The 24,480-nt window shown below is 67.6% G+C and carries 33 protein-coding genes and 1 pseudogene; 28 read left to right on the top strand and 6 right to left on the bottom strand.

The features are described from left to right. Positions 1 to 178 precede the first annotated feature (178 nt). From yghX to BLQ03_RS15735, 22 genes and pseudogenes are all read left to right on the top strand, one after another. A complete protein-coding gene (gene yghX, locus BLQ03_RS15630) occupies positions 179 to 1,075 on the top strand; it encodes a YghX family hydrolase (RefSeq protein ID WP_090757258.1) in 897 nt (298 codons plus the stop codon). A 245-nt stretch (positions 1,076 to 1,320) separates the two neighbouring features. Then, positions 1,321 to 1,629 carry a 30S ribosomal protein S10 gene (gene rpsJ / locus BLQ03_RS15635; protein WP_036717366.1) on the top strand — a complete coding sequence of 103 codons (309 nt, stop codon included), beginning with the start codon at positions 1,321 to 1,323 and terminating at the stop codon, positions 1,627 to 1,629. Between the two features lie 11 nt (positions 1,630 to 1,640). Next, complete coding sequence (gene rplC, locus BLQ03_RS15640) at positions 1,641 to 2,498, top strand: 50S ribosomal protein L3 (protein WP_090757259.1); 858 nt, start codon at positions 1,641 to 1,643, stop codon at positions 2,496 to 2,498. Continuing rightward, a complete protein-coding gene (gene rplD / locus BLQ03_RS15645; protein WP_090757260.1) occupies positions 2,495 to 3,154 on the top strand; it encodes a 50S ribosomal protein L4 in 660 nt (219 codons plus the stop codon). The genes rplC and rplD overlap by 4 nt, the downstream gene beginning before the upstream one ends. Then, entirely contained in the window at positions 3,154 to 3,453 is a 300-nt protein-coding gene (locus BLQ03_RS15650; protein ID WP_090757261.1) for a 50S ribosomal protein L23, read from the top strand. The genes rplD and BLQ03_RS15650 overlap by 1 nt, the downstream gene beginning before the upstream one ends. Before the next feature lie 98 nt (positions 3,454 to 3,551). Beyond that, positions 3,552 to 4,388: a 50S ribosomal protein L2 gene (rplB, locus tag BLQ03_RS15655; protein WP_090757262.1), complete on the top strand. Its 837-nt coding sequence runs from the start codon at positions 3,552 to 3,554 to the stop codon at positions 4,386 to 4,388. 3 nt (positions 4,389 to 4,391) lie between these two features. Beyond that, positions 4,392 to 4,670, top strand: coding sequence for a 30S ribosomal protein S19 (rpsS, locus tag BLQ03_RS15660; RefSeq protein ID WP_090757263.1), 279 nt, complete (start codon positions 4,392 to 4,394; stop codon positions 4,668 to 4,670). A 5-nt stretch (positions 4,671 to 4,675) separates the two neighbouring features. Beyond that, positions 4,676 to 5,053, top strand: a pseudogene (gene rplV, locus BLQ03_RS15665) (50S ribosomal protein L22); the annotation flags it as partial. Positions 5,054 to 5,154: 101 nt separating this feature from the next. Next, on the top strand, positions 5,155 to 5,877 hold the full coding sequence (rpsC, locus tag BLQ03_RS15670) for a 30S ribosomal protein S3 (protein WP_090757265.1): 723 nt from the start codon (positions 5,155 to 5,157) through the stop codon (positions 5,875 to 5,877). 13 nt (positions 5,878 to 5,890) lie between these two features. Further along, positions 5,891 to 6,304 carry a 50S ribosomal protein L16 gene (gene rplP, locus BLQ03_RS15675; protein ID WP_090757266.1) on the top strand — a complete coding sequence of 138 codons (414 nt, stop codon included), beginning with the start codon at positions 5,891 to 5,893 and terminating at the stop codon, positions 6,302 to 6,304. 176 nt (positions 6,305 to 6,480) lie between these two features. Beyond that, the gene (gene rpmC, locus BLQ03_RS15680) at positions 6,481 to 6,687 is read left to right on the top strand and encodes a 50S ribosomal protein L29 (RefSeq protein WP_090757267.1); all 207 of its coding nucleotides are present in this window, start codon (positions 6,481 to 6,483) and stop codon (positions 6,685 to 6,687) included. Between the two features lie 10 nt (positions 6,688 to 6,697). Then, a complete protein-coding gene (gene rpsQ, locus BLQ03_RS15685; RefSeq protein WP_090757268.1) occupies positions 6,698 to 6,955 on the top strand; it encodes a 30S ribosomal protein S17 in 258 nt (85 codons plus the stop codon). A 93-nt stretch (positions 6,956 to 7,048) separates the two neighbouring features. Beyond that, complete coding sequence (gene rplN / locus BLQ03_RS15690) at positions 7,049 to 7,417, top strand: 50S ribosomal protein L14 (protein ID WP_036717337.1); 369 nt, start codon at positions 7,049 to 7,051, stop codon at positions 7,415 to 7,417. Further along, the gene (gene rplX, locus BLQ03_RS15695) at positions 7,417 to 7,722 is read left to right on the top strand and encodes a 50S ribosomal protein L24 (RefSeq protein WP_090757269.1); all 306 of its coding nucleotides are present in this window, start codon (positions 7,417 to 7,419) and stop codon (positions 7,720 to 7,722) included. Before rplN ends, rplX begins: the two co-directional genes overlap by 1 nt. Then, positions 7,722 to 8,282, top strand: coding sequence for a 50S ribosomal protein L5 (rplE, locus tag BLQ03_RS15700; RefSeq protein WP_090757270.1), 561 nt, complete (start codon positions 7,722 to 7,724; stop codon positions 8,280 to 8,282). The genes rplX and rplE overlap by 1 nt, the downstream gene beginning before the upstream one ends. Positions 8,283 to 8,301: 19 nt before the next feature. Continuing rightward, positions 8,302 to 8,607: a 30S ribosomal protein S14 gene (gene rpsN / locus BLQ03_RS15705; RefSeq protein ID WP_090757271.1), complete on the top strand. Its 306-nt coding sequence runs from the start codon at positions 8,302 to 8,304 to the stop codon at positions 8,605 to 8,607. A 13-nt stretch (positions 8,608 to 8,620) separates the two neighbouring features. After that, on the top strand, positions 8,621 to 9,019 hold the full coding sequence (gene rpsH, locus BLQ03_RS15710; RefSeq protein ID WP_090757272.1) for a 30S ribosomal protein S8: 399 nt from the start codon (positions 8,621 to 8,623) through the stop codon (positions 9,017 to 9,019). A gap of 10 nt (positions 9,020 to 9,029) precedes the next feature. Next, positions 9,030 to 9,563, top strand: a complete 534-nt coding sequence (gene rplF / locus BLQ03_RS15715) for a 50S ribosomal protein L6 (protein WP_090757273.1) — start codon at positions 9,030 to 9,032, stop codon at positions 9,561 to 9,563. 11 nt (positions 9,564 to 9,574) lie between these two features. After that, positions 9,575 to 9,934, top strand: coding sequence for a 50S ribosomal protein L18 (gene rplR / locus BLQ03_RS15720; RefSeq protein WP_090757274.1), 360 nt, complete (start codon positions 9,575 to 9,577; stop codon positions 9,932 to 9,934). Positions 9,935 to 10,051: 117 nt separating this feature from the next. Then, a complete protein-coding gene (gene rpsE / locus BLQ03_RS15725) occupies positions 10,052 to 10,657 on the top strand; it encodes a 30S ribosomal protein S5 (RefSeq protein ID WP_090757275.1) in 606 nt (201 codons plus the stop codon). 11 nt (positions 10,658 to 10,668) lie between these two features. Beyond that, positions 10,669 to 10,854 (top strand): 50S ribosomal protein L30, encoded by a 186-nt coding sequence (gene rpmD, locus BLQ03_RS15730; RefSeq protein WP_090757276.1) that lies wholly within the window; start codon positions 10,669 to 10,671, stop codon positions 10,852 to 10,854. A 128-nt stretch (positions 10,855 to 10,982) separates the two neighbouring features. Continuing rightward, positions 10,983 to 11,270 (top strand): I78 family peptidase inhibitor, encoded by a 288-nt coding sequence (locus tag BLQ03_RS15735; RefSeq protein ID WP_090757277.1) that lies wholly within the window; start codon positions 10,983 to 10,985, stop codon positions 11,268 to 11,270. Positions 11,271 to 11,314: 44 nt separating this feature from the next. Here the strand turns inward: BLQ03_RS15735 and BLQ03_RS15740 are convergent, their stop codons facing one another. Beyond that, positions 11,315 to 11,989: a peroxiredoxin gene (locus tag BLQ03_RS15740; protein ID WP_090757278.1), complete on the bottom strand. Its 675-nt coding sequence runs from the start codon at positions 11,987 to 11,989 to the stop codon at positions 11,315 to 11,317. Positions 11,990 to 12,192: 203 nt separating this feature from the next. Here BLQ03_RS15740 and BLQ03_RS15745 point away from each other — a divergent pair, with 203 nt between their 5' ends. Continuing rightward, positions 12,193 to 13,635, top strand: coding sequence for an aldehyde dehydrogenase family protein (locus BLQ03_RS15745; protein WP_175558915.1), 1,443 nt, complete (start codon positions 12,193 to 12,195; stop codon positions 13,633 to 13,635). 42 nt (positions 13,636 to 13,677) lie between these two features. On the opposite strand, the gene BLQ03_RS15750 is transcribed toward BLQ03_RS15745, so the two are convergent. Then, positions 13,678 to 15,345 carry a long-chain fatty acid--CoA ligase gene (locus tag BLQ03_RS15750; RefSeq protein ID WP_425415746.1) on the bottom strand — a complete coding sequence of 556 codons (1,668 nt, stop codon included), beginning with the start codon at positions 15,343 to 15,345 and terminating at the stop codon, positions 13,678 to 13,680. Between the two features lie 237 nt (positions 15,346 to 15,582). On the opposite strand from BLQ03_RS15750, the gene BLQ03_RS15755 reads away from it, so the two are divergent. The 5 genes from BLQ03_RS15755 to BLQ03_RS15775 all read left to right on the top strand — a co-directional run bounded on the left by BLQ03_RS15755 (position 15,583) and on the right by BLQ03_RS15775 (position 20,444). Beyond that, positions 15,583 to 16,440, top strand: a complete 858-nt coding sequence (locus tag BLQ03_RS15755; protein WP_090757280.1) for a fumarylacetoacetate hydrolase family protein — start codon at positions 15,583 to 15,585, stop codon at positions 16,438 to 16,440. Positions 16,441 to 16,483: 43 nt separating this feature from the next. Next, the gene (locus BLQ03_RS15760) at positions 16,484 to 17,245 is read left to right on the top strand and encodes a hydroxypyruvate isomerase family protein (protein ID WP_090757281.1); all 762 of its coding nucleotides are present in this window, start codon (positions 16,484 to 16,486) and stop codon (positions 17,243 to 17,245) included. 105 nt (positions 17,246 to 17,350) lie between these two features. Next, on the top strand, positions 17,351 to 17,779 hold the full coding sequence (locus BLQ03_RS15765) for a MarR family winged helix-turn-helix transcriptional regulator (RefSeq protein ID WP_090757282.1): 429 nt from the start codon (positions 17,351 to 17,353) through the stop codon (positions 17,777 to 17,779). Then, positions 17,776 to 19,410, top strand: a complete 1,635-nt coding sequence (locus BLQ03_RS15770; RefSeq protein ID WP_090757283.1) for an MFS transporter — start codon at positions 17,776 to 17,778, stop codon at positions 19,408 to 19,410. The genes BLQ03_RS15765 and BLQ03_RS15770 overlap by 4 nt, the downstream gene beginning before the upstream one ends. Next, positions 19,407 to 20,444 (top strand): HlyD family secretion protein, encoded by a 1,038-nt coding sequence (locus BLQ03_RS15775; RefSeq protein WP_090757284.1) that lies wholly within the window; start codon positions 19,407 to 19,409, stop codon positions 20,442 to 20,444. The genes BLQ03_RS15770 and BLQ03_RS15775 overlap by 4 nt, the downstream gene beginning before the upstream one ends. 63 nt (positions 20,445 to 20,507) lie before the next feature. Here the strand turns inward: BLQ03_RS15775 and BLQ03_RS15780 are convergent, their stop codons facing one another. From BLQ03_RS15780 to BLQ03_RS15795, 4 genes are read right to left on the bottom strand one after another with little or no spacing between them, the layout of a single operon-like run. Then, complete coding sequence (locus tag BLQ03_RS15780; RefSeq protein ID WP_342672029.1) at positions 20,508 to 21,281, bottom strand: ABC transporter ATP-binding protein; 774 nt, start codon at positions 21,279 to 21,281, stop codon at positions 20,508 to 20,510. Beyond that, positions 21,278 to 22,255: an ABC transporter substrate-binding protein gene (locus tag BLQ03_RS15785; protein ID WP_090757285.1), complete on the bottom strand. Its 978-nt coding sequence runs from the start codon at positions 22,253 to 22,255 to the stop codon at positions 21,278 to 21,280. The genes BLQ03_RS15780 and BLQ03_RS15785 overlap by 4 nt, the downstream gene beginning before the upstream one ends. Positions 22,256 to 22,282: 27 nt before the next feature. Beyond that, positions 22,283 to 23,116, bottom strand: coding sequence for an ABC transporter permease (locus BLQ03_RS15790; RefSeq protein ID WP_090757286.1), 834 nt, complete (start codon positions 23,114 to 23,116; stop codon positions 22,283 to 22,285). 5 nt (positions 23,117 to 23,121) lie between these two features. After that, positions 23,122 to 24,474, bottom strand: a complete 1,353-nt coding sequence (locus tag BLQ03_RS15795; RefSeq protein WP_090757287.1) for an LLM class flavin-dependent oxidoreductase — start codon at positions 24,472 to 24,474, stop codon at positions 23,122 to 23,124. Positions 24,475 to 24,480: the final 6 nt, after the last annotated feature.

A 24,480-nucleotide genomic window follows, 5' to 3' on the forward strand; every position in this document is an offset into this window, starting at 1 on the left:
GGCGTCGTGTCGAAGATCATCGAGTGATCGGACGGGAGCCCCAGGGCTCCCACCCGATATCGCGACAGGCCCGCCCCCAAAGGGGCGGGCTTTTTGCATGAATCCGTGCCATCGTGAGGAGCCGCTGCCGCAACCGGGCTTCGGCATCGTTCCGCAGTCAGGGCAGGGGAGGGCCGACATGACTCACGACGGACGCAAGCGTGCATCCGACTTCGATCCACGCATCCTCGAGATCTTCGACGGCTATGTGCACGGCAAGATCACCAAGCGCGACTTCCTGAAGCAGGCCGGGCAATATGCTGCCGCCGGCGTCACCGCGACCGCGATCCTGGAAGCCCTGCAGCCGAATTATGCGCTGGCCCAGCAGGTTGCACCCGACGATCCCGGGATCCGCGCCGAGCGCATGGCCTACGACAGCCCCGAGGGAACCGGGCGCGTCGAGGGGCTGATGGTGCGGCCCGCTGATGCGACGGGCAAGCTGCCCGCCGTGCTGGTGATCCACGAGAACCGGGGCCTCAACCCTTATATCGAAGACGTGGTGCGCCGGGTCGGAAAGGCGGGCTATCTCGCCTTCGGGCCCGACGGGTTGACCAGCCTCGGCGGCTATCCCGGCAGTGACGAGCAGGGGCGCGAGATGCAGGCGAGCCTGGCTCCCGAGAAGCTGATGGAGGATTTCTTCGCCGCCTACGAGTTCCTGCGCGACCATCCCGACAGCACCGGCGCGGTGGGCTGCGTCGGCTTCTGCTATGGCGGGGGTGTCTGCAACGCGCTGGCCGTGTCCTATCCAGAGCTGCGGGCCTCGGTCCCCTTCTATGGCCGCCAGCCGAAGGCCGAGGATGTGCCGGCGATCCGCGCGCCCCTGATGCTCCATTACGCCGAACTCGATACGCGCATCAACGAGGGCTGGCCCGCCTACGAGGCCGCACTGAAGGCCAACGGCAAGGACTATCAGGCCTTCTTCTACGAGGGCGTCAACCACGGCTTCCACAATGACACGACGCCGCGCTATGATCCCGAGGCGGCGGCCCTGGCGTGGGAGCGCACGATGGCCTTCTTCGACGAGAAGCTGCGCTGATCCTTTCTGACGCGGCGGCGCTGGCACCTCGGGTGGGCCAATCCCAGCAGGCGCTTGACGCGAAGGGCGTAATCGGGCATGCAGCGCCATCGTCGCCGGTTCCGCAGCAGTGCGGGCGAATCGGTTGCGCCTGACAAGGCCGCCCAGAATGGGGGCGGCCTTCCAGTTTTCTCAAGGTCCGATGCTGGCGCCGTATGGTGCGACGTCAGCCTCTCGACTGAAATCCCGACCCAAGGGATGCTTTGATGCAAAGCCAGACCATCCGTATCCGGCTCAAGGCGTTCGATTATCGCGTGCTGGACGCCAGCACCGCCGAGATCGTGAACACCGCCAAGCGGACCGGCGCGCAGGTGCGCGGCCCGATCCCGCTGCCGAACAAGATCGAGAAATTCACCGTCCTGCGCGGTCCGCACATCGACAAGAAGTCGCGCGACCAGTGGGAAATCCGCACGCACAAGCGGCTGCTGGACATCGTCGACCCGACGCCCCAGACCGTTGACGCCCTGATGAAGCTCGACCTCGCCGCCGGCGTGGACGTCGAGATCAAGGTCTGAGGGGGATCGTCATGCGGACTGGTGTTATCGCCAAGAAACTGGGCATGACCCGGCTGTTCCTGGAAGACGGCCGTCAGGTGCCCGTCACCGTGCTGCAGCTGGACAACCTGCAGGTGGTCGCGCAGCGCACCGCCGATCAGGACGGCTACACCGCGCTCCAGCTGGGCGCGGGCGACGCGAAGCCGAAGAACGTGACCGCTCCGATGCGCGGCCACTTTGCCAAGGCCAATGTCGCGCCCAAGCGCAAGATCGTCGAATTCCGGGTGTCCGAGGACAACCTGGTCCCCGTGGGCGAGGAAATCATCGCCGCCCACTACTTCGCGGGCCAGTTCGTGGACATCGCCGGCACCTCGATCGGTAAGGGCTTTGCCGGTGCCATGAAGCGGCACAACTTCGGCGGTCTGCGCGCCTCGCACGGCGTGTCGATCAGCCACCGCTCGCACGGCTCGACCGGCCAGTGCCAGGACCCCGGCAAGGTGTTCAAGGGCAAGAAGATGGCCGGCCATCTCGGTGCCGTGCGCGTCACGACCCAGAACCTGCAGGTCGTGCGCACCGACGCCGACCGCGGCCTGATCATGGTCAAGGGCTCGGTTCCCGGTTCCAAGGGCGGCTGGGTCACGATCAAGGACGCCGTGAAGAAGCCGTCGGCCGAAAGCACGATCTATCCGGCCGCGCTGCGGTCGGCCGAGCGTGAAGCCAAGCGTCTGGCCGAGGAAGCCGCCGCCCAGGCCGCTGCCGAGGAAGAAGCCGCGCGTCTCGCTGCGGCCGAAGCCGAAGCTGCCGCCCAGGAGGCCGCTCTGGCCGAAGCTCAGGCCTCCATCGCGGCCGAAGGCGACGCCGCTGCCCCCGAAGGAGACGAGAGCAAATGAAACTCGACGTGATTTCGCTTTCCTCGGGCAAGGCCGGGGACATCGAACTGCCCGACGACATCTTCGGGCTGGAGCCGCGCGCGGACATCCTGCACCGCGTCGTCCGCTGGCAGCGGGCGAAGGCGCAGGCCGGCACCCACTCGGTGCTGGGCAAGTCGGACGTCAGCTACTCGACCAAGAAGATCTATCGCCAGAAGGGCACGGGCGGCGCTCGCCACGGCTCGCGCAAGGCGCCGATCTTCCGCAAGGGTGGTGTCTACAAGGGTCCGACCCCGCGCAGCCACGCCTTTGACCTGCCCAAGAAGGTGCGTGCCCTCGGCCTGCGCCACGCGCTGTCGGCGAAAGCCTCGCGCGGCAAGCTGGTCGTGCTGGAGAACCTGGACCTCGCCGATGCCAAGACCTCGGTCCTGGCCAAGGCCGTCAAGGAGCAGGGTTGGAAGCGCGTCCTGGTCATCGACGGTGCCCAGGTGAACGAGAACTTCGCCCGCGCCGCCCGCAACCTGGAAGGCGTGGATGTCCTGCCCTCGATGGGCGCCAACGTCTATGACATCCTCAAGCGCGACACCCTGGTGATCACGCGCGCGGGTGTCGAGGCGCTGCAGGCCCGGCTGAACGGCGCGCAAGCTGCCGCTGCCGATCAAGGAGCGACCGTGTGATGGCTGCGAAACCCGAACACTACGACGTCATCGTCAAGCCGATCATCACAGAGAAGGCGACGATGGCGGGCGAACTGGCGAACGCCGTCACCTTCGAGGTGGCGAAGTCGGCCAGCAAGCCGCAGATCAAGGACGCCGTCGAGGCGCTGTTCAACGTCAAGGTCAAGGCGGTCAACACCGTCCTGACCAAGGGCAAGACCAAGCGCTTCCGCGGCCGCCCCGGCGTCCGCTCGGACGTCAAGAAGGCCTATGTGATGCTCGAGGCTGGCAACAGCATCGACGTGAACACCGGCCTCTGATAAGGGCAACGAATCTGCGGCCCCCGGGACTCTCGGGGGCCGCGGTGCTTTTCGAATGAAACGGACCTTTGGTCCAAGGCAAACGGAAGACAGAAACCATGGCACTCAAGTCGTACAAACCGACGACGCCTGGCCAGCGCGGGCTGGTACTGATCGACCGTTCGGAGCTTTGGAAAGGACGCCCCGTCAAGACCCTCACCGAAGGTCTGACCAAGACGGGCGGCCGGAACAACACCGGACGCGTCACGATGTGGCACAAGGGTGGTGGCGCCAAGCGGCTGTACCGCGTGGTCGATTTCCGCCGCACCAAGTTCGACGTGCCCGCCACGGTCGAGCGCATCGAATACGACCCCAACCGCACCGCCTTCATCGCGCTGATCCGCTATGAGGACGGCGAGCAGGCCTACATCATCGCCCCCCAGCGTCTGGCGGTCGGCGACAAGGTCGTCGCCTCGCGCAAGGCCGACATCAAGCCGGGCAACGCGATGCCGTTCAGCGGCATGCCGATCGGCACGATCGTCCACAACGTCGAGCTGAAGCCCGGCAAGGGCGGCCAGCTGGCCCGTTCGGCCGGCACCTACGCGCAGTTCGTGGGCCGCGACGGCGGCTATGCGCAGATCCGCCTGTCCTCGGGCGAGCTGCGGATGGTGCGCCAGGAATGCATGGCGACCATCGGCGCCGTGTCGAACCCCGACCACTCGAACCAGAACCTCGGCAAGGCCGGCCGCAAGCGGCACATGGGCATCCGCCCAACCGTCCGCGGCGTCGCCATGAACCCGATCGACCACCCGCACGGTGGTGGTGAGGGCCGGACCTCGGGTGGCCGTCACCCGGTGACCCCGTGGGGCAAGCCCACCAAGGGCAAGCGCACTCGTTCCAACAAGTCGACCGACAAGTACATCCTGCGGTCGCGTCACGCGAAGAAGGGTCGCTGATCCATGGCACGTTCTGTTTGGAAAGGCCCGTTCGTCGATGCCTATGTTCTTCGCAAGGCCGAGAAGGCCCGCGAAGCCGGCAAGTCGGACGTCATCAAGATCTGGTCGCGCCGTTCGACCATCCTGCCGCAGTTCGTCGGCCTCACCTTCGGGGTCTACAACGGGCAGAAGCACATCCCGGTCAACGTGTCCGAAGAGATGATCGGCCAGAAGTTCGGTGAGTACTCGCCGACCCGGACCTACTACGGTCACGCGGCCGACAAGAAAGCGAAAAGGAAGTAACCGTCATGGGTAAGGAACAGAATCCGCGCCGCGTGGCGGACAACGAGGCGATGGCGAAGACCAAGATGCTTCGCACCTCGCCGCAGAAGCTGAACCTCGTCGCCGCCATGATCCGCGGCAAGAAGGTGGAAAAGGCCTTGGCCGACCTCACCTTCTCGAAGCGCCGCATCGCGGGCGACGTGAAGAAGTGCCTGCAGTCGGCCATCGCCAACGCCGAGAACAACCACAACCTGGACGTCGATCAGCTGATCGTCGCCGAGGCCTGGGTCGGCAAGAACATGGTGATGAAGCGGGGCCGTCCGCGCGCCCGTGGCCGTTTCGGCAAGATCATGAAGCCGTTCTCGGAGATCACCATCAAGGTGCGCGAGATCGACGCTGCCGCCGAGGCCGCCAAGAAAGAGGCGCGCTCGCAGAAGCGCACCGCCTCGAACCGCCAGGCCGAAGCCACCACCACCCCTGAAGCCGCTGCCGAGGAGCTCGCGTAATGGGTCAGAAGGTCAACCCCATCGGGATGCGCCTGCAGGTCAACCGCACCTGGGACAGCCGCTGGTTCGCCGACAGCAAGGACTACGGCAACCTGCTGCTCGAGGACGTCAAGATCCGCGAGTTCATCCACGAGGAAGCCAAGCAGGCCGGCGTGAGCCGCGTCATCATCGAGCGTCCGCACAAGAAGTGCCGCGTGACGATCCATGCCGCCCGCCCGGGCGTCATCATCGGCCGCAAGGGCGCCGACATCGAGACGCTGCGCAAGAAGCTGGCGAACTTCACCGACTCGGAACTGCACCTCAACATCGTCGAGGTCCGCAAGCCCGAGCTGGACGCCCAGCTGGTGGCCGAGTCCATCGCCCAGCAGCTCGAGCGCCGGGTCTCGTTCCGCCGCGCCATGAAGCGCGCGGTGCAGAACGCCATGCGCATGGGTGCCCTTGGCATCCGCGTCAACGTCGCGGGCCGCTTGGGCGGCGCCGAGATCGCGCGGACCGAGTGGTATCGCGAGGGCCGCGTGCCGCTGCACACGCTGCGCGCCGACATCGACTATGCGCTGTCCGAAGCCTCGACCCCTTACGGGATCATCGGGGTCAAGGTCTGGATCTTCAAGGGCGAGATCATGGAGCATGATCCGCAGGCCCACGACCGCCGCGCCACCGAGGCGCAGGAAGGTCCGGGGCCGCGCGGTCCGCGCCGCGATCGCGACCGCGACGCGCGCTGAGGAGTAGGGAACAATGCTGCAACCGAAACGGACCAAGTTCCGCAAACAGCACAAGGGCCGCATCCACGGCGAGGCCAAGGGCGGGTTCAACCTGAACTTCGGCTCCTACGCGCTGAAGGCGACGGAACCCGAGCGCGTCACCGCGCGCCAGATCGAGGCGGCCCGCCGCGCGATCACCCGTCACATGAAGCGCCAGGGCCGCGTCTGGATCCGCATCTTCCCGGACGTGCCGGTGTCGTCGAAGCCGACCGAAGTGCGTATGGGTAAGGGCAAGGGCTCGGTCGACTTTTGGGCCGCCCGCGTCCACCCCGGCCGGATCATGTTCGAGATCGACGGCGTCGATGACGAGATCGCCCGCGAGGCGCTGCGCCTTGGCGCGCAGAAGCTGCCGGTCCTGACCCGCATCGTGCACCGCGAAGACTGGTAATCGACGGGAACTTCCCGTTATCGGAAGCCCCGCCCGGAACGGCGGGGCTTTCTTCGTTTTTCCTTGCCTCATGCGGCGAATCCGCGTATGCGCAGGCCTTCATCTCGAACTCCACCGGGAATCAGGGTGGCCCAGTCTGGCTGGGGCTCTCCGGTGATGTTGAAAGGAAGGGCGCCATGAAAGCGCAGGAACTGAGAGACAAGACCCCCGAGCAGCTGCGCGAGCAGCTGGTCGCGCTGAAGAAGGAGGCCTTCAACCTCCGCTTCCAGCAGGCCACCGGCCAGATCGAATCGACCGCCCGGATGCGCTCGGTCCGCAAGGACGTCGCCCGCGTGCTGACCGTCATGAACCAGAAGGCCGCCCAGGCGGCCGCGTCGAACTGAGGAGCGGCACATGCCCAAACGCATCCTGCAAGGCCGCGTCACCAGCGACAAGAACGAGCAGACGATCACCGTCCTGGTCGAGCGCCGCTTCAAGCACCCCGTGCTGCACAAGATCGTCCGGTCGTCCAAGAAGTACCGCGCGCATGACGCGCTGAACCAGTTCAAGGTAGGCGACACCGTCCGCATCATCGAATGCGCGCCGCTGTCCAAGACCAAGCGCTGGACGGTCCTGACGGACGACACCGCGACCCAGGCCGCCGAGGCCTGAACCGAACCCGCGGCGGGCCATGGGGCCCGCTCGTGATTTAGCGAAACCCTGGGGCCGGGACTGCAACCGGTCCCCAAAGGTCGGGAGCAAACCATGATCCAGATGCAGACCAATCTGGATGTCGCTGACAACTCCGGCGCACGCCGGGTGCAGTGCATCAAGGTTCTGGGCGGATCGCACCGGCGCTATGCGTCGGTCGGCGACATCATCGTCGTCTCCGTCAAGGAAGCCATTCCGCGCGGCCGCGTGAAGAAGGGCGACGTCCGCAAGGCCGTCGTCGTGCGCACCGCCAAGGAAGTGAAGCGCGAGGACGGCACCTCGATCCGTTTCGACGCGAACGCCGCCGTCATCCTGAACAACCAGGGCGAGCCGGTCGGCACCCGCATCTTCGGGCCGGTCGTGCGCGAGCTGCGCGCCAAGAACTTCATGAAGATCATCTCGCTTGCGCCGGAGGTGCTGTAATGGCCGCCAAGCTCAAGAAGGGTGACCGCGTCGTCGTTCTGGCCGGCAAGGACAAGGGCAAGACCGGTGAGATCACGCAGGTTCTGCCCAAGGACAACAAGGCGGTCGTGGACGGCGTGAACATCGTCCTGCGCCACACCCGCCAGACGCAGACCAGCCAGGGCGGCCGTGTTCCCAAGAACATGCCGATCGACCTGTCGAACCTCGCGCTGATGGATGCCAACGGCAAACCGACCCGCGTCGGCTTCCGCATGGAAGGCGACAAGAAGGTCCGCTTCGCCAAGACCACGGGAGACGTGATCTGATGCTGGATCAATCGACCTACACCCCGCGGCTCAAGGCGGAATACCGCGACCGCATCCGTGCCGCGCTCAAGGAAGAGTTCGGCTACAAGAACGACATGCAGCTTCCCCGCCTGGACAAGATCGTCCTGAACATGGGCGTGGGCGAGGCGGTCAAGGACACCAAGAAGGTCAAGCAGGCCGCCGAGGAACTGTCCCAGATCGCCGGCCAGAAGGCTGTCGTCACCCATGCCAAGAAGTCGATCGCCGGCTTCCGCGTGCGTGAGGAGATGCCTCTGGGCTGCAAGGTCACCCTGCGCGGCGACCGCATGTATGAATTCCTTGACCGCCTGATCAACATCGCGCTGCCCCGCGTCCGCGACTTCCGCGGCGTCAAGGGCACGTCGTTCGACGGCCGCGGCAACTACGCCATGGGTCTCAAGGAGCACATCGTGTTCCCCGAGATCAACTTCGACAAGGTCGACGAAGTGCTGGGGATGGACATCATCATCGCCACCACCGCGAAGACCGACGCCGAGGCGAAGGCGCTGCTGAAGCACTTCAACATGCCGTTCAACAGCTGATCGCGCGAGGAAGAACGATATGGCAAAGAAATCCATGATCGAACGTCAGAAGAGGCGCGAGCGGATGGTGGCCAAGTACGCCGCCAAGCGCGCTGCTCTGAACGAAACCATCAATGACCAGTCGAAGCCGATGGAAGAGCGCTTCAAGGCCACGCTGAAGCTGGCCGAGCTGCCGCGCAACTCGTCGGCGACCCGGCTGAAGAACCGCTGCGAGCTGACCGGCCGTCCGCGGGCCTACTACCGCAAGCTGAAGCTGTCGCGGATCATGCTGCGCGAGCTCGGCTCGTTCGGCCAGATCCCCGGCCTGGTGAAGTCGAGCTGGTAAGGGAGCAGGGAAGATGTCGATGAACGATCCGCTCGGCGATATGCTGACCCGCATCCGCAACGCTCAGATGCGCGGGAAATCCACCGTCCGTACCCCGGCCAGCAAGCTGCGCGCCTGGGTCCTGGACGTGCTGAAGGCCGAGGGCTACATCCGCGGCTACGAAGAGGTGACGACCGACGCCGGTCACACCGAACTGGAAATCAGCCTGAAGTACTTCGAGGGCGCCCCCGTGATCCGCGAGCTTGCTCGCGTGTCCAAGCCCGGCCGCCGCGTTTATGCCGGCGCCAAGGCGCTGCCGCAGGTCCGCAACGGCCTCGGCGTCTCGATCGTGTCCACGCCCAAGGGCGTCATGACGGATGCAGCGGCTCGCAACGCCAATGTCGGCGGCGAAGTCCTCTGCACCGTGTTCTAAGGAGGGCGGGATGTCTCGGATTGGTAAGAAGCCGGTCGAACTGCCCTCGGGCGTGACGGCGAACATCAGCGGCCAGACAATCGAGGTGAAGGGCCCGAAAGGGACCCGCACGTTCACCGCGACCGACGACGTGACGCTGAAGGTCGAGGACGGCAAGGTGACGGTGACCCCGCGGGGCCTGTCCAAGCGCGCGCGCCAGCAGTGGGGCATGTCGCGGTCGATGGTGGCGAACCTCGTCACCGGCGTCACCACGGGCTTCAAGCGTGAGCTTGAGATCCAGGGCGTCGGCTACCGGGCCTCGATGCAGGGCAAGACCCTGAAGCTGGCTCTGGGCTACAGCCACGACGTCAACTTCGAAGCGCCGGAAGGCGTGACCGTGAACGCGCCCAAGCAGACGGAAATCGTGGTCGAAGGCATCGACCAGCAGGTCGTCGGCCAGGTCGCCGCCAACATCCGCGAGTGGAAGAAACCCGAGCCCTACAAGGGCAAGGGCATCCGCTACAAGGGTGAGGTCGTCTTCCGCAAGGAAGGCAAGAAGAAGTAAGGATCGCGCACATGGCACTGAACAAACGAGAGCTGTTCCAGAAGCGCCGCCTGCGCGTCCGGAACAAACTGCGCGAGATGGCCAACGGCCGTCCGCGCCTGTCCGTCCACCGCTCGTCGAAGAACATCAGCGTCCAGCTGATCGACGACGCGCAGGGCGTGACGCTGGCTTCCGCCTCGACCCTGGAAAAGGATCTGGGCGTGGTCGGCAAGAACAACGTCGAGGCTGCCGCCAGGATCGGCGCGGCCATCGCGGAGCGCGCCAAGGCGAAGGGCGTCGAAGAGGTCGTGTTCGACCGCGGCGGCTTCCTGTTCCACGGCAAGATCAAGGCGCTTGCCGACGCGGCCCGCGAAGGCGGTCTGAAGTTCTAAGACCCTGCGGGTGGCGGCAAGCGCCACCCCGATGATCCGGGGGCGGTCCGACGGACCGCCCACCTGGATCGGCTTCACTCGGCGCCTGAGCCTGCGCCAATGCAAAAGGGATGCCTGATGGCAGAACGTGAACAGCGCCGGGACCGCCGCGACGATCGTCGCGAGCGCGAGGAAACCCCGGAATTCGCCGACCGTCTGGTCGCGATCAACCGCGTGTCGAAGACCGTCAAGGGCGGCAAGCGCTTCGGCTTCGCCGCTCTGGTCGTCGTGGGCGACCAGCGGGGCCGCGTCGGCTTCGGCAAGGGCAAGGCCAAGGAAGTGCCGGAAGCCATCCGCAAGGCGACCGAGCAGGCCAAGCGCAGCCTGGTCCGCGTGCCGCTGCGCGACGGCCGCACCCTGCACCACGACATCGAGGGCCGCCACGGCGCGGGCCGCGTCGTGATGCGGACGGCCGTTCCGGGGACCGGCATCATCGCCGGCGGCCCGATGCGCGCCGTCTTCGAGATGCTGGGCGTGCAGGACGTCGTGGCCAAGTCGCTGGGGTCGCAGAACCCCTACAACATGATCCGCGCCACCATCGACGGCCTGAAGGCCGAGGCCTCGCCCCGTTCGGTGGCGAACCGCCGCGGCAAGAAGGTCGCCGAGATCCTGCCGTCGCAGGATGTCAAACCCGCCAACGCCGGCGGCGCCGAGGTCGACTCGGCCGCTCTGGCCGAAGCCTGAGGAGACGCGACATGGCAACCATCGTCGTCAAGCAGATCGGCTCTCCGATCCGCCGCCCCAAGGAACAGCGCGCGACGCTGAAAGGCCTGGGGCTGAACAAGATGCACCGCACCCGTGAACTGCAGGACACCCCTGCAATCCGCGGCATGGTGAACGCGATCCCGCACTTGGTGCAGATCGTCGAAGAAAAGAACTGAACAAACGGCCGGGGTTCGCCCCGGCCTTTTTCGTTGGGCCCACGCGATCACACCGGTTCGCGTTCGGGCGAGTCCCCGGACCCTTCGGCGGCCCTTGTGCGTTTCGTGCGAAACGAACGGAGTTCGCCATGCGCCCATCCCTCGTCATCGCCGCACTCGGAGGCACCTTGGCCCTGTCCGCCTGTGCCCCGCCGCCCTCGACCACCACCGTTGTCGTGCCGGCCGCATCGACCCAGTGCATCGCCGACCAGTACCAGCAGTATGTGGGCCAGCAGTCGCCCGCGATCAGCCTGCCGGCCGGCACCGAATACCGCCATTACCGCACGGGCGATCCGGTCACCAAGGACCTCAATCCCACGCGGCTGAACTTCGAATATGACCGCAGCGGCCGCCTGGTCAGCGTAACCTGCGGCTAACGCACAAGGGGAGACGCCCCGGAGATGTCCGGGGCGTTTCTGCTTCAGGCCGAGGTGGTCTGTTTCCGTGGCTGCGCCACGTAGCGCAGGTAGGGCAGGGTCCTGGTGACCTTGCCGAAGCGCTCCTCGGCCTGCTGGTCGTCCAGCGACAAGGCCACGATCACGTCCTCGCCGGGGTTCCAGTTCGCCGGGGTCGAGATCGGGACGCCGTCCGTCGCCTGCACGGCGTCCAGCGCCCGCAGGATTTCCGCGAAGTTGCGGCCGACCGACATGGGATAGGTCATCGTCAGCCGTACCTTCTTGTCCGGCCCGATGATGAAGACGCTGCGCACGGTCGCGGTATGGGCAGGCGTGCGGTTCTCGGTGGGCAGCGCGGCGTCGGCCGGGAACATGTCGTAAGCCCGCGCGATCGTCAGCGAGGTGTCGTCCGCCATCGCGAAGTTGGCAGGGCAGCCCGCCACCGCCTCGATGTCGCGCTTCCATTTCCCGTGGTCGTCCAGGCTGTCCACCGACACGCCCAGCACCTTGGTGTTGCGCTTCTCGAATTCCGGCACCAGTTGCGCCACGACGCCGAACTCGGTCGTGCAGACGGGGGTAAAGTCGCGGGGATGGCTGAAGATGATCGCGTAGCTGTCGCCCATCCACTCGTGGAAGCGGATCTCGCCCTCGGTGGTCTGGGCGGTGAAGTCCGGGGCGGTGTCGTTGATGCGCAGGGCCATGTGATGCTCCTTCAAGGCGGCAGGTTGTCACACAGATAAGATGTTGATTGGAAAAAGCCACCCGGCGCGGCAAGCGGCCGGGTCGGACACAACGCCGGTGGCGTCGGTCACATCGTCAGCCATGCCGACCTTGCGCCGGCTGTGCCCCGGTGCAACGCTGTCGCCCGACAACAAGCCGACAAGGGGGATGCGACATGGCCGAACTGGCAGACAAGCGGAAATTCTACATCGACGGCGCCTGGGTGGACCCCGCCGAGGCGCGCGACCTCGAGGTGATCGACCCCACGACCGAGGAGCCCTTTGCCGTCATCTCGGTCGGCGGCCAGGCCGACACCGACCGCGCCGTGGCGGCGGCCAAGGCGGCGCAGCCCGGCTGGGCCGCGACCCCGCCCGCCGAGCGCCTGGCCTTCGCCGAGCGCCTGCTGGAAATCTACAAGCGCCGCAACGACGACGTGGCCGAGGCCATGACCTGTGAGATGGGCGCGCCCACCGACATGTCGAAGGGCGACCAGGCCGAGTCGGGCTCGTTCCACATCGAAACCTTCATCAACAGCTTCCGCGACTTCGAGTTCATCCGTCCGCTTGGCGATCACGCCCCCACCAGCATGGTCGCCTGGGAGCCGGTCGGCATCGTCGCCCTGATCACGCCCTGGAACTGGCCGATGAATCAGGTCACCCTGAAGGTGATCCCGGCGATCCTCGCGGGCAACAGCGTCGTGCTGAAGCCTTCGGAAATCGCGCCGATCTCGTCGATGGTCTTTGCCGAGATGATCCACGAGGCCGGGCTGCCCAAGGGCGTCTTCAACCTCGTCAATGGCGACGGCGCGGGCGTGGGCACGCAGCTTTCGACGCATCCCGACGTGGACATGGTGTCCTTCACCGGCTCGACCCGGGCAGGCATCGCCATCACCAAGGCCGCGGCCGACACGCTGAAGAAGGTCGCGCTGGAACTGGGCGGCAAGGGGGCGAACGTCGTCTTCGCCGATGCCGACGAAAAGGCCGTGACGCGCGGGACGCGGCACGTCTTCTACAACTCGGGCCAGTCCTGCAACGCGCCGACCCGGATGCTGGTCGAGCGCTCCTTCTACGAGCAGGCGATCGAGACCGCCAAGCGCGTGGCCGAGGAAACCACCGTCGGCAGTGCGCATGAGCCGGGCAAGCACATCGGCCCCGTGGTCAGCAGGCAGCAGTGGGAAAAGATCCAGGGGCTGATCCAGACCGGCATCGACGAGGGTGCGCGGCTGGTCGCCGGCGGCCCCGGCCTGCCCGAGGGCGTCAACCGCGGCTATTTCGTCCGCCCCACGGTCTTCGCCGACGTGACCCCCGACATGACCATCTTCCGGCAGGAGATCTTCGGCCCCGTGCTGTCGATCACCCCCTTCGACACCGAGGAAGAGGCGGTCGAACTGGCCAACGACACGGTCTACGGCCTGACCAACTACGTCCAGACGCAGGACGGCGCGCGGCGCAACCGGCTGGCGCGCCAGCTCAAGGCCGGGATGATCGAGACGAACGGCGTGGGCCGTGGCCGGGGCTCGGCCTTCGGCGGCGTCAAGGCTTCGGGCCGGGCGCGCGAGGGCGGTGTCTGGGGCCTGGAGGAGTTCATGGACTCGAAGCAGATCTCGGGCTGGGACAAGAACGCCTGAGCCCCGAAAAGGAAAGGGCGCCCTCGGGCGCCCTTTTCGATCTCAGTCCTGAGGACCCTCGCGCTCGGCCTGCAGCTCGGCCAGCGCATCTTCCCACAGGACGTCGCCATAGGTTTCCCGCAGCCTGGCCTTGACCACCTTGCCGGTTGGCCCCAGCGGCAGCGTTTCCACGAAGATCACCCGGTCGGGCCGCTGCCAGCGCGGCACCTTGCCCTCGTACCAGGCCAGCAGTTCCTCGTCGGTCAGGTCGCTGCCCGGGCGCTTCTGGGCGCAGATCACCGGGCGCTCGTCCCACTTGGGATGCCGCGCGGCGATGGCGGCGGCGTTCGAGACCTTGGGGTGGCTGATGGCGATGTTTTCCAGGTCCACGGTGGAGATCCACTCGCCCCCCGACTTGATGATGTCCTTGGACCGGTCGCGGATCACCATGTAGCCATCGGGGTCCAGCGTGGCGATGTCGCCGGTGTCGAACCAGCCGTCCCAGGTCAGGGCCGATTTCTCCTGCCCGAAATAGCTGTCCAGCACCCAGTGGCCGCGGATCTGCAGCTCGCCCTCGGTTTCGCCGTCGGTGGGCAGGACGTGACCCTCGGCATCGACGATCCGCAGTTCCACCCCATAGGGTGGGCGGCCCTGGCCGGTGCCGATCTGGTCCTGCTGCTCGAAAGGCAGGGACAGGTGCTTGGCCTTGAGCGCGTTCAGCGTGCCCAAGGGACTGGTTTCCGTCATCCCCCAGGCATGGATCAGTTCCACCCCGTAGCGGTCGCGGAAGGCCGCGCGCATCGAGGGCGGCAGGGCCGAGCCGCCGACGATGGTGCGCTTGAAGCTGTCCGGCCGCTCGCCCGAGGCGTCCAGCGCGTCCATGAGCCCCAGCCAGATCGTGGGCACGCCTGCGGCCATCGTCACCCGTTCGTCGATGATCAGCCGCGCGAGGCTCTGCCCGTCCAGCCGCGGTCCCGGCATCACCAGCCGCGCGCCGGCGGCGGCCGAGGCGTAGGGGATGCCCCAGGCGTTGACGTGGAACATCGGCACCACCGGCATGACCGAATCCGCTGCCCCGATCCCCAGCCCGTCGCGGTTGTTCGCCGACAGCGCGTGCAGCAGCGTCGAGCGATGGGTATACAGCACGCCCTTGGGGTTTCCCGTCGTCCCCGAGGTGTAGCAGAGCGAGGAGGGCGAGGTTTCCTCGACAGCGGGCCAGGGCGCCGCGGCATCGCCTTCGGCCAGCAGTTCGTCGTGGAACAGGAGGCCGGGCAGTGCGTCGCACAGCGCCTCGTCGCGCGGGCCCAGGACCACGATGCCGCGCAGGCTGGGCAACTGGTCGCGCAGGGGGGCGATCAGCGGGACGAAGGTCCGTTCGATGAACAGCATCCGGTCCGAGGCATGGTTGATGATATAGGCCAGCTGCTCGGGCGAAAGGCGCGGGTTCAGCGTGTGGCAGACCATTCCCGCGCCGGGCACGCCGAAGTAAAGCTCGAGGTGGCGGCGGTTGTTCCAGGCCAGCGTGCCGACCCGGTCGCCGGGTTCCAGTCCCCGCGCGCGCAGGGCCGAGCCGATCCGGCGGGCGTTCGCGCCGACCTCGCCCCAGGTCGTCCGCTCGAACCCGCCCTCGGTCAGGGCCGAGACGATCTCGGTGTCGCCATGATAGCGCGCGGCGTGGTCGATCAGCGAGCCGACCGACAGCGGCTGGTGCATCATCCGGCCAAGCAGCATGGTGTTCCCCCTCTTGCAACGCCCGCAGACTGCGCTGCCCGAAGCCGCCCCCGCAAGGGCCGAGAAGGCGTGGCAATGGGCTGCGCGCCCTGCCGTTCCGTCAAGGGCGTCCTGCCAGCGCACAAGAAGCGTTCGGCTTGCCGCATCATGGAAATCCGGTCCTGTTCTGGTATGCCAGATTGCGGGACCCGTCGGCCTCGCCTATCGTCCCTGCGACTTGGCCAGAGGGGAGAGCCCATGAAACTGCTGCGATATGGTCCCGCCGGATCGGAAAAGCCCGGGATGCTGGACGACCAGGGCCGCGTGCGCGACCTGTCCGCCCATGTCGCCGACATCGCGGACGAGGTGCTGACGCCCGAGGGGCTGGCGCGCCTGGCCGCGCTGAACCCCGCCGACCTGCCGCTGGTCGAGGGCACGCCCCAGCGGGACCTGCGCCTGGGCCCCTGCGTCGGCAACGTCCGCAAGTTCGTGGCCATCGGCCTGAACTATGCCGACCACGCGGCCGAATCGAACATGCCCGTGCCGTCCGAGCCCGTCGTCTTCAACAAGTGGACCAGCTGCATCGTCGGTCCCGACGATGACGTGCGCATCCCCAAGGGCGCGACCAAGACCGACTGGGAGGCCGAGCTGGGCATCGTCATCGGCAAGCCCGCCGCGGGCGTGACCGTCGAGCAGGCGCTGGAGCATGTCGCGGGCTATTGCGTCGTCAACGACGTCAGCGAGCGCGAATGGCAGCTCGAGCGCGGCGCGACCTGGGACAAGGGCAAGGGCTTCGACACCTTCGGCCCGATCGGCCCCTGGATGGTCACGGCCGACGAGATCCCCGACCCGCAGAACCTGTCCATCTGGCTTGAGGTGGACGGCAAGCGGTATCAGGACGGCACGACCAAGACGATGGTCTTCGGCGTGGCGGAGCTGGTCGCCTATTGCTCGCACCTGATGACGCTGCTGCCGGGCGACGTCATCACCACCGGCACGCCCCCCGGCGTCGGCATGGGCCAGAACCCCAAGGTCTTCCTGAAGGGCGGCGAGGTCATGCGCCTGGGGATCGAGGGCCTGGGCGAGCAGACCCAGAAGGTCGTCTCTCAGGGATGAGACGGGCGGCGGGGCTAAGCCGCGCAGGAAGGGGGCAGGGGTGATGCGCTTTTCGGCAAACCTCGGCTTCCTCTGGGCGGACCGGCCCCTGCCCGAGGCGATCCGGGCGGCCCATGCGGCAGGCTTCGACGCGGTCGAGTGCCATTGGCCCTATGACACCCCGCCCGCCGCCATCGCCGCCGCCCTGCGCGACACGGGGCTTGAGATGCTGAGCCTCAACACCCTGCGCGGGCAGCCGGGCGAGAATGGCCTTGCCGCCCTGCCGGGGCGCGAGGCCGAGGCGCGCGACGCGATCGACCGCGCGCTGGACTATGCCGCCGCCATCGGCTGCGGAGCGGTCCATGTGATGGCGGGCGTCGCACAGGGGTCCGGGGCCGAGGCGGCCTTCCGCGCCAATCTCGACCATGCCTGCGCCAGGGCGGCCGCGCAGGGGGCCACCATCCTGATCGAGCCGCTGAACCGCCACGATGCGCCGGGTTATTTCCTGCAGCACTCGGATCAGGCCGCACGGATCATCGTCGAAGCCGGGCATCCGAACCTGCGGCTGATGTTCGACTGCTATCACCTGCAGATCATGGAAGGGGACCTCACGCGGCGGCTGCGGGCGCTCGCGCCCCTGATCGGCCATGTCCAGATCGCGGCCGTGCCCGACCGTGGCCCGCCCGATCACGGGGAACTGGATTACCGCCACATCATGGGCGTTCTCGCCGGAATCGGATGGGACCGGCCGGTCGGGGCGGAATACAGGCCGGGCGGCCTGACCGAGGACAGCCTGGGCTGGATGACCGCGCTGCGCGGCATCTGACCACGGCGCCGGGCGTTCACGGGATCAACAGATACCGCCCGCCGCCCGCCCTTGAAAAGCTTACCAAGCACGCTAACTACCATGCGAACCAGCCCCAAGGTCCGCATGCCCGACCAGTCCCCCATCGCCGCGACCCTGTTCCGCCTGCTCAAGGAGCTGCGGAGCAATTATGACGAGCAGGTGCGCGAATTGGGGCTGTCCTTCTCGCGCGCGCGGGTTCTTTCGGCGCTGATGCGGCACGAGGGCGGGACCCAGGCCGAGCTGGCCCAGGCCATGGGGATCGAGGCGCCCAGCCTCAAGCGCCAGCTGGACCTGCTCGAGGCCGAGGGGCTTGTCGAGCGCCGGGGCCTGCCCGGCGACGCGCGCAAGCGGGCGCTGTTCCTGACCGCGCAGGCCAGGGCGCTGCCCATCACGGGCTACATGGACAGCATCCACGAGAAGCTTGTCGAAGGCTTCACCCCCGAGGAGCAGGCCCGGCTTCATGACGCGCTGAAGCGGCTGGCCGACAACGCGGCGCGGATGAACCAGAAATGAGCGCCGCCGAGGGCCAGAGCCCCGCGCCCGCCGCGCCGCCGGCACCGCCCGCCATGCCGCTGGGCCGGGCTCTGGCCTATGTCCTGGCTGGGGCGATGCTGGCGCTGTCGCAGGGGCTGGGGCAGGGGTTCGTCTCGGCCAATGTCCAGCAGTTCGCGGGCGACCTCGGCATCTCGGCCACGGACGCAAGCTGGCTGATGGCGGCCTATCTCGTCCCGCGCTCGTCCCTGCCGCTGCTCTTGACCAAGATCCGCACCCAGTTCGGCCTGCGCCGCTTCGCCGAGTTCGGAATCATCTGCTATGTTACCGTGGCCTTCGGCTCGGTCTGGATCGAGGACCTGCGCTCGGCCGTGGTGATGCAGTTTCTGGCGGGCGTGACCTCGGCGCCGCTGTCCACGCTGGCCTTCCTGTATTTCCTTGAGCCCCTGTCGCGGGAATGGAAGATGCGGCTGGGCCTGCCGCTGGCGCTGTGCCTGCTGATGATGGGGCCGTCGCTTGCGCGCGTGATCTCGCCCGCGCTGATCGGGGACGGGGGGCTGATGCGCATCCACCTGCTGGTGCTGGGAATGGCGCTGGTCTCGCTGGTGCTGGTCTATCGGCTGCGGCTGACCCCGGTGCCGCATGAGAAGGTCATCAGGCCGATGGACCTGCTCAGCTTCGGGCTGATCGCCTTCGGCTTCGGCGGCATCACCGTGGGCGCCATCATGGGGCCGATCCACTGGTGGACGGCGACTCCCTGGATCGGTGTGCTGATGGCGGCCTCGGTCGCGGCAGTGACGGCGGCGCTGCTGATCGAAACGCACCGCGCCTCGCCGCTGCTGGACATCCGCTGGCTGATGAGCCCGGCCATGCTGCACCTGACGGGCACGCTGCTGCTGTTCCGGCTGCTGCTGACGGAGCAAAGCACCGGCGCGCCGCGCATGTTCCAGGTGCTGGGGGTCGCGCCCGGGCAGATGACGACCCTGTTTGCCGTGATCTGCGTCGCAAGCCTTTTGGGCGGGCTCGCCTGCGTTGCCTGGATCAAGCCGGGGCGCGAGCCGCAGTTCCATTTCGTCGCGCTGGTGCTGATCGCGGCGGGGGCCTGGATGGATTCCCATTCGACGCTGGACACCCGGCCGGAACAGATGCTGGTCAGCCAGGCGATGATCGGCTTTGCGGGGATGCTGTTCATGCCGCCCGCCATGATGGTGGGGCTGATGGCGGCGCTGAAGAAGGGGCCGAACTACCTTCTGTCCTTCCTGATCGTGTTCCTGTCCACGCAAAGCATCGGGGGCGTGATCGGCGGCGGTCTCTTCAACACGCTGGTCAACTGGCGGCAGGCCTTCCACCTGCAGACCCTGACCGAGCAGATCCGCGCCACCTCGGCCCCCGTCACGGCCGAGATCGCGCAGCGCATCACGGCCCTTGCCCCGCAACTGCCCGACATGGCCACGCGGCGCGCCCAGGCGGTCGTGCAGATCGCGCAGGAGGCCTCGGCCCAGGCCTGTGTCATGGCCTACAACGACCTCTACTTCCTGATCTTCCTTGCCTCGCTCGCGGCGCTTGCCGTGCTGCTTCTGCACGTGGGGCGCGACCGGCTGTCCGCCCGCCTGTCGCCGTCCTCTGCCCCTGAATCCGGTTCCTCCGCATGAACAAGACTCATCTTCTTCCGACCTTCGTGATTGCCCTGATCGGGATCGCCGGCGTGCTGCTGATCCTGTTCGCCTGGCACCTGCCGCCCTTTGCCCCCACCCAGCCCACGACCGAGAACGCCTATGTGCGCGGCCGCGTCACCTCGATCGCACCGCAGTTGTCGGGCTACCTCAGCGAGGTAGATGTCCAGGACTTCCAGCAGGTGCGGCAGGGCGACCTGATCGCCCGCATCGACGACCGCATCTTCCGCCAGAAGCTCGCCCAGGCCGAGGCCGCGCTGTCCGCCGCCCGCGCGGCCCTTGCGGTGGCCGAGCAGACCGTCCGCTCGTCCGAGGCGGTGCAGCGCGCGGACGAGGCGGCGCTGGCCTCGACCCGCGCGGCGCTGGCGACGGCCGAGTCCGATTTTTCCCGTGCCCAGGAGCTGTCGGCCCGCGGCGTGTCCAGCGAAACCTCGCGCGAGCAGGCGGCGCTGGCCCGCCAGCAGGCGACAGCCGCCGTCCAGCAGGCCGAGGCGCAGCTGGAGGTCCAGGTCCAGGCCATCGAGAGCGCCCGCGCGCAGGTCAGCGCCCGACAGGCCGACATCGCCAGCGCCGGGGCGGCGGTGGAACTGGCCCGGATCGACCTTGCCAATACCGAGATCCACGCGCCCGAGGACGGGCGGCTCGGGCAGGTTTCGGCGCGGCTGGGTCAATATGTGACCGCCGGGACCGCGCTGGTTCCGCTGGTCGGGCCGGACATCTGGATCGTGGCGAACTTCCCCGAGACCGGGGTGCATGGGATGAGGCTGGGGCAGGCCGTGGACATCACGGTCGATGCCCTGCAGGACCGTCATTTCACGGGCCGGGTCGACTCCTTCTCTCCGGCCACGGCCTCCGAGTTCAGCCTGCTGGCCGGGTCGAACGCCACCGGCAACTTCACCAAGATCGTGCAGCGCCTGCCGGTCCGCATCTCGATCGATCCGGGGCAGGAGATGGGCGAATATCTCGCCCCCGGCCTGTCCGTCATCGTCAGGGTGGCGACCGGCGCAAGCTGAGCGGCGGTGGTCCGGCCCCCGCCTCCGGGGTGGGGACCGGCCGTCCCATCGTATGGACGGGTTTCAATGCAGGCCGAACTCGGCCATCAGCCTGCGGCGCATGGCAACGAAGCCCGCCTCGCTGCGGTCGCGGGGGCGGGACAGGACAATCTCGATCATGCGGGGCGGCGTGCCTTTCTCGCGCGGCATGACCAGCACCCGGTCGGCCAGAAAGATCGCCTCTTCCAGGTCATGGGTGACGAGGATCATCGTCACCTGCTGCTCGCGCCAGATCCGGGCCAGCTCGTCCTGCATGGTGATCCGCGTCATGGCGTCCAGCGCCCCCAGGGGCTCGTCCAGCAGCAGGATTTCGGGCTGCACGGCCAGGGCGCGGGCGATGCCGACGCGCTGGGCCATGCCGCCCGAAAGCTGGGCGGGGAAGGCGCCCTCGAACTCGGCCAGTCCGACCAGGCGGATGTTCTGGCGGGCCTGCGCCTCGGCCTCGGCCTTGGGAACGCCGCGCACCTCCAGCCCGAAGGTCACGTTGCCCAGGACCGTCAGCCAGGGCAGCAGGCGCGGTTCCTGGAAGATGATCGCGCGCTCGGTGCCGACCCCATGGACGGGGCGGCCGTCGATCAGGACCTGGCCACCGTCTGGCTGCTCCAGCCCCGCCAGCACCCGCAGCAGGGTGGTCTTGCCGCAGCCCGAGGGACCAACGATGGCGAGGCTTTCGCCCGGATGGATGCTGAGGTCCAGGTCGCGCAGGACGGGCAGCGCCGCACCGTTCAGGGCGAAGGACTTGGAAAGGCCGCGGATCGTGACCGCGCCGCCCGCGATGACCTGATGCGCGCCCATCATCTGGCCGCCACGGTCTGGCCGGGCGCGAAGAGGATGTCCGCAGCCTTCAGCTTGCCGGGTTCCAGCCTGCCCTCGCGTTCCAGCACGTCGATCCAGAACTGCAGATCGCGTTCCGTGGCGCGGCCGCCCTCGCGCACGCCGTAGCCCTTGAAGAACTGGGCGACCTCGGGGTTCTCGCCGCGTTCCTCAAGCACGCGGGCGAAGATGGCGCGGGTCTCCTCGGGGTTGTCGCGGGCATGATCGAGCGCCCGGGCCGAGCCCTCGACAAAGGCGCGGGCCTCGGCGGGATGGGCCTCGACCCAGTCGCGGCGCAGGACGATGAAGCCGCCCGCGATCTCGCCCAGCACGTCCGTGTCGTCGAAGATCGCGCGCAAGCCCCCATGTTCGCGCGCAAGGCCCTCGAAGGTCGTCTGCCAGTAACCGAAGGCCGAGACGTCCACCTGCCCCGAGCGCAGCACCTGTTCCAGCTGCGGCCCCGGCACGGTGACAAGGTTCGCCGCGTCCTGCGGCAGCCCCTTCCCGTGCAGCGCCTCGCGCACGGTGTAGTCGAGATGCGCGCCCAGCGTGTTCACGGCGATGGTCTTGCCGGCAATGTCCTCGATGCCGCGGATGGGGCTGTCCTCCGGCACGTAGAAGATCGACTGCACCTCGTCGTTGATCCCGTTCGAGGGGAAGGCCGCGACGAAGTCGTTGCCGGCCGCGATCGAGTTCAGCACGGCGGCCGTCGCGGCGCTGCCCAGTTCCACGCTGCCGCCGGCAAGGGCGATCAGCGATTCCGGCCCGCCGCTGGCATAGCCCACATTTTCCAGCGTGATGCCGGTGCCCTCGAAATAGCCCAGCTCCTCGGCCAGTTCGTGGGCGGAAAGCCCGCCATGGCTGGCCAGATAGCGGATCGTCACGTCCGCCTGCGCGGCGCCGGCGAAGGCAAGGCCAAGCGCGGTGGTCAGGGCGAGGCTGCGAAGAGAGAAGGTCATGGTCATGTTCCTTGTGAAAGAGGGGGATCAGCGCTGCACCTCGGCCCAGCGGCACAGGCGGCGCTGCAGCAGGACGAGGACGAGGTTTGCGGCAAGGCCGAGCCCGGCCAGCAGGAAGATGGCCGCGAACATCAGCGGGATCTGGAAGTTGTACTGGGCGTTCATCACCTGGAAGCCGACGCCCTTGTTCGCGCCGATCATCTCGGCCGCGATCAGCAGCAGCAGCGCCGTGGTGGCCGAGAGCCGCAGCCCGACGAAGATCGCGGGAACCGAGGCGGGCAGGACCACGCGGCGGAAGACCGTCAGGCGGGTCGCGCCGAAGGTTCGCGCCATCTCGACCAGCTTGCGGTTCACCTGCTTCACCCCGCCAATGGTCGCGAGCAGAATGGGAAACAGCGTGGCCCAGAAGATGACAAAGACCTTGGATGCCTCGCCCAGGCCCAGCAGCAGGATGAACACCGGGTAGAGCGCCAGCGCCGAGGTCTGCCGGAACAGCTGCAGGATCGGGTCCAGCGCCCGTTCCACCGCGGCGATCTGCCCCATGAAGAGGCCGAGCGGGATGCCCAGCGCCACGGCGGCCGCAAAGGCGATCCCCGAGCGTTGCAGGCTGATCGCGATGTCATCCAGCAGCGCGCCCGAGGCGAGGCCTTTCCACAGCGCCGCCGCGATGCTGTCGAGCGGCGGGAAGACCGCCGGGTTCACCCAGCCTTGCGTGGCGGACACTTGCCACAGCAGCACGAAGCCGGCCAGCAGCCCGTAGCGGGAGACGAAGCCCCGTGCGGTGGCCCCCACCCGGCGCCGGATCGCGGCGCCGGGTGAAGACCTGCCCTCAAGAGGAGCGTCGAGCGATTGCAGCGCCATGGCTGTCACTCCGCTGCCTGCACGGCCGCGCGGGCGGCGGCGTGGCGGTTGATCGGATAGGGCAGGCCAAGGTTCTCGCGCAGGGTCCGGCCCTCGTATTCGGTGCGGAAAAGGCCGCGCCGCTGCAGTTCCGGGATCACCAGGTCCACGAAGTCGGTCAGCCCCGTCGGCAGCCAGGGCGGCAGGATGTTGAAGCCGTCCGCACCCTCGTTCTCGAACCACTCCTGCAACGTGTAGGCGATCTGGACGGGCGTGCCCACCACGGTGAAGTGGCCCCTCGCCGAGGCGACCCACTGGTAGAGCTGGCGGATGGTGAAGCCGTTCTCGTCCGCGATCTGCCGGATCAGCGCCTGCCGTGACTGGTTGCCCTCGGTAGGCTCCAGTTCCGGCAGCGGCCCGTCGAGGTCATGGCCCGTCAGGTCCAGCGAGCCGCCGGTCAGGCCCCTGATCAGCGCGATGCCGTCTTCCTCAAGGATCAGGCTGGTGAGACGGTCGTATTTCTTTTGCGCCTCGGCCTCGGTCCGGCCCACGAAGGGCGAGACGCCGGGCATGATGAGGATATGGCCCGGATCGCGCCCCAGACCGCGCGCGCGGGCCTTGATGTCGCGATAGAACTCCTGCGCGGTGTCCAGCCGCTGGTGGGCGGTGAAGATCACCTCGGCAGTGGCGGCGGCCAGGCCGCGCCCATCCTCGGACTGGCCCGCCTGCACGATCACCGGATGGCCCTGCGGGCTGCGGCTGACGTTCAGCGGGCCGCGGACCTTGAAATGCTCGCCCGCGTGATCGGTATGATGGACGCGGGAGGTGTCGTAGAAGACGCCCGTCTCCTTGTCGCGGATGAAGACGTCATCCTCGAAGCTGTCCCACAGCTTCTTCACGACCTCGACATGTTCCACCGCGCGCTTGTAGCGGTCGGCGTTCGGCAGCTGCCGGTCGAGGTTGAAGTTCTGCGCGGCGGCCTCGGTCGCGGTGGTGACCACGTTCCAGCCCGCGCGCCCGCCCGAGATCAGGTCCAGCGAGGCGAACTTGCGCGCGGTGTTGTAGGGCTCCTCGTAGGTGGTCGAGGCGGTGGCGATGAAGCCGATGTTGCTCGTCAGCGGGGCCAGCGCGGAAAACAGGGTCACCGGCTCGAAGCCCGCGACCTTGGCGTTTCCGCCCTCGGTGCCGCCGCCGAAGGCCACGGCGAGTCCGTCGGCCAGGAAATAGGCGTCGAAAAGGCCGCGCTCGGCCTCGCGCGCCAGATCGGCGTGGAAGGCGAGGCTGGTCGCGCCGTCGGCGGGCTGGTCGGGGTGGCGCCAGGCGGCGATATGCTGGCCGCTTCCGGGAAGAAAGGCGCCAAGGCGGATCTTGCGGGTCATGTCGGA

Origin of the sequence: Paracoccus chinensis, assembly GCF_900102885.1 — a bacterium.
Lineage (GTDB): Bacteria > Pseudomonadota > Alphaproteobacteria > Rhodobacterales > Rhodobacteraceae > Paracoccus > Paracoccus chinensis.